2 protein-coding genes and 2 pseudogenes are annotated in these 3509 nt (G+C 42.8%); 1 reads left to right on the forward strand and 3 read right to left on the reverse strand.

The window, feature by feature from the left end; translation table 11 throughout:
- Positions 1–238 precede the first annotated feature (238 nt).
- The gene (locus ACFO8Q_RS06465) at positions 239–1879 is read left to right on the forward strand and encodes a multicopper oxidase family protein (protein ID WP_380024913.1); all 1641 of its coding nucleotides are present in this window, start codon (positions 239–241) and stop codon (positions 1877–1879) included.
- A 400-nt stretch (positions 1880–2279) separates the two neighbouring features.
- Here ACFO8Q_RS06465 and ACFO8Q_RS06470 read toward each other — a convergent pair whose 3' ends face one another.
- From ACFO8Q_RS06470 to ACFO8Q_RS06480, 3 genes and pseudogenes are all read right to left on the reverse strand, one after another.
- Positions 2280–2609: a FixH family protein gene (locus tag ACFO8Q_RS06470; protein WP_380024914.1), complete on the reverse strand. Its 330-nt coding sequence runs from the start codon at positions 2607–2609 to the stop codon at positions 2280–2282.
- A 12-nt stretch (positions 2610–2621) separates the two neighbouring features.
- Positions 2622–3284 (reverse strand): annotated as a pseudogene (locus tag ACFO8Q_RS06475) (response regulator).
- Between the two features lie 22 nt (positions 3285–3306).
- Positions 3307–3509, reverse strand: a pseudogene (locus ACFO8Q_RS06480) (hypothetical protein); the annotation flags it as partial.

The raw sequence follows: 3509 nt of genomic DNA on the forward strand, positions 1-3509 counted from the left end.
GACCCAGCATACAGGAGGCGCTTTTCTTTTTGCAAACTGCGTTTTAATTCATTACAGGAATAGCTCCTTTTTTCATTCAAAGAATTCAGTCACATATTTCGATAAAAAACGACAACGTCCTGCCTAGAAAATGTTTCAATTTGGTTACAAAATTGTGACTCATATTTCCCGCTTCATTCTTCATTAAATCTCCACAATCGTGGGGTACAATTAATCCAGGTTCAAGGAGGTAGAAAACATGAGATGGAATCGTAAACGAAAATATACGCTCATTACCCTAACGGCTGCCGGTGTGATCGCGACCGCTACATGGTTTGGATTTAACCAAGACATTTTTTCAACAAAAGGGCCCTTTATTGCCGAAGCCAAGACTCATCACGAAAATGGTGTTACTGTAAAAGAATTTGAACTTACTGCCCAAACAGGGAAACAGATACTGAAAGATGGGACGAAAGTAGATATTTGGTCCTATAATGGCTACTCTCCGGGGAGCCAGATCCGTGTCACAGAGGGAGATCGAGTTCGTGTTACATTAAAGAACGATTTACCCGAACCCACTTCCATTCACTGGCATGGAATCCCTGTACCAAATGCCATGGATGGTATTCCAGGCGTGACACAGAACGCTGTAAGGCCCGGTGAGACATTCACTTATGATTTTGTCGCAACTACGCCAGGAACTTACTGGTACCATTCACATCAAAAAGCGGTTGAACAAGAAGATCGCGGCCTCTATGGTACGATTATTATTGAACCCAAAGATCCAAAGGTTAAATATGACCGTGATTATACACTCGTGCTTGATGAGTGGATGTCTGGCGGCACGACCGGACATGAAATGGGTGGCTCAAAGACGAACAGCGGCAATATGCAAGGTATGGATCACAGCAAAATGGGTAACGGAAATCAGAATATGCAAGGAATGGACCACAGTCAGATGAATCAGGGAACGCAAGGAAGCAATACCAACTCAAACGGGTCCGAAATGGACCACGACACGATGATGAAGACGATGTACAATGTGTTTACGGTGAACGGTAAAGCCGGCCAATCCATACAGCCCGTTGAAGTCAAACAAGGTGAAAATGTAAAGCTTCGATTTGTGAATGCAGGCTTTCAAACTCACAAGTTGCACCTGCAGGGGCAACCGTTTCGCATTACTCACACTGACGGGCAGCCAATTGAAAACGGACCTGTATTAACCGATCGATTATTGGCCATTGCACCAGGGGAACGATATGACATCGAATTTACAGCTGAAGGGACCGGCAATTTCTCTATCGACAATCATACTGACAGCTCGGCAGCCAAAGATATGGTGATCCCTATCCAATATGGCAGCGATTCAAAGCGAGTAAACAAAGAAGTGGATAAGAAAGAGGACTTGCCGACCATCGATCTCTCAAAATACGTGAAAGCAGAACCGATCAATCCAAACATGAAGTTTGATATCGAGCAAAAGTTAGTTCTAGACTCCAAGATGGTAACTAATAACGGGAAAGAAACACTTGTTTATACAATAAACGGAAAAACATATCCCGATACAGATCCCATAACGGTGAAAAAAGGTCAGCGAGTGAAACTTACCCTTACAAATCCAGGAAAATATGATCATCCGATTCATTTGCACGGGCACTTTTTCCAAGTCATTACCAAAAACGGGCAACCACTCAACGGCTCTCCATTAATGAAAGATACTCTGAACGTGAGACCCGGTGAAACTTATGAGATCGCATTTGTTGCTGACAATGATGGAAACTGGATGCTTCACTGCCATGATCTCCACCATGCTTCAGCGGGAATGGTTACCGAAGTCAAATACGAAGGATTTAAACCGTCCTTCACTCCGGATCCCACTGTTGGGAACATGCCAGAATAAATTTAAAGAGTGGCACACCCTAAGGCGTGCCACTTTTTACTCATGACCATTATTATAGATACACCCCTCAACTTCGGATGCGTCTCAATTGGATTGTTTATGCCTCCGTCCGAATTTTCTTAGTGAAAGAGACTCTTATTCGGGGACTGCCAGCGTAACTGTTACCAAGTGCCAACATAAAAAGTAGTAGTGGTTAGCTTACTCAACAAGATTGGGGTAGTTCAGGGTCGCCAAGAGCAAACGTATGGAATTATGTGTAAATGAATGTTTGCGTCTATGCGGTTTTTATATAATGCTGCCATCTTGCGAGTGTTTCTTGTAATGCTGAGTTATTTAGATTGAACGGATTAGAAATATTTGGTAGAAATCTGATGGATTTCGCTCGTGGTGGTATGAAGTGTTACGTGGTAAAGTCCAGCTTTGGTAAACCTTTTTTGACAGTATAGTTGCCTGCCTGTTCTCCGGTGGCTTTCAACTTTTCATGATCTTGATCCCCGTCCCGCCATAACTCCATCTCGATTGTCGCATCGTTTACAGGCTTTCCCTGTTTGGTCACATATGCAATCAATTGAGCTTCATTCCCTACCGGGATCATCTGAGGTTTTGTTGAAAAATCATTGGTTAGCTTGATTGGAGTATTATGATCCGTTCCGTGATTTTGGTTTTCATGCCAAGCACAAGCAGACAGTAATATCATGAAAGTCATGAGAGTGACAAGAAACAAAAACATTCTTTTTAAAGCTCATTTCAATCTCTTCCCCTTATGAATCCAACCTTGTTGGTATGCATAGCTTATCAATTGCACCCGATTTTCAAGGTGGAGCTTCTGCAAAATGTTTTTCAAGTGGTTTTTTACGGTGTTTTCGGATATGTTGAGTCTTTCGGCTGTCTCACGATTGGTGCAACCGGTTGCCACCAATTCCAGGACTTCGATTTCTCGGGCTGAGAGGGGAATTTTTTTCGGTTCAGAGTGTTCTCTTTGAGCAAATTCATTAAGCTATCGCACAGCCAATTCCCTGGACACCGGTGTCTCGTCTACGGCCACAGCTTTTAGATAGTCAAGCTAAGCAGAAGGATTCAGATTCTTGAGCAAATAACCTTGTGCTCCTTTTTTTAGTGCTTCAAACAAATCTGTGACATCATCAGAGACAGTTTTTACCACAATCTTGACATATGGATATCGCTCCTTAATCACCTTCGTTGCATCCAGGCCGTTCATGACGGGCATATTGATGTCCATTAGAATAAGATCCGGCATCAACTGTTCCGTAAGCTCAAGAGCTTGCAATCCGTTTTGTGCCTCTCCTACAATCTCAAATTCAGGATCACTTAGTACAATTTGGCGAATTCCCTCTCTGGCATGTTTATGATCATCGGCAATCAAAATGCGGAACGGAGGTTTCAACTCAGATTCTCCTTTCGTATTTCTATACGTGTTCGGTTATTAACCCGATTAATTTGAATTCGGCTCGTTCTCTCATTATGCGAAGAGCATAAAGGGAAGGATGATGAAAAGGATCTCGTTCAAAACCTTGTCCATCATCTTCGACAATAAGGCGGCAATTGTATTTGTCAACTGAAAATTCCGCCATTCGCTCATTTAATTTTCCCCCACCTGTGAAAACAGGAA

The sequence above is a fragment of the Effusibacillus consociatus genome, assembly GCF_042652925.1.
Lineage (GTDB): Bacteria > Bacillota > Bacilli > Tumebacillales > Effusibacillaceae > Effusibacillus > Effusibacillus consociatus.

What these genes read in the sequence shown, in the direction of transcription:
- ACFO8Q_RS06470 (WP_380024914.1), bottom strand. Translation starts at nt 2,609, where the DNA reads ATGTTTTTGTTTCTTGTCACTCTCATGACTTTCATGATATTACTGTCT.
- ACFO8Q_RS06465 (WP_380024913.1), top strand. Translation starts at nt 239, where the DNA reads ATGAGATGGAATCGTAAACGAAAATATACGCTCATTACCCTAACGGCT.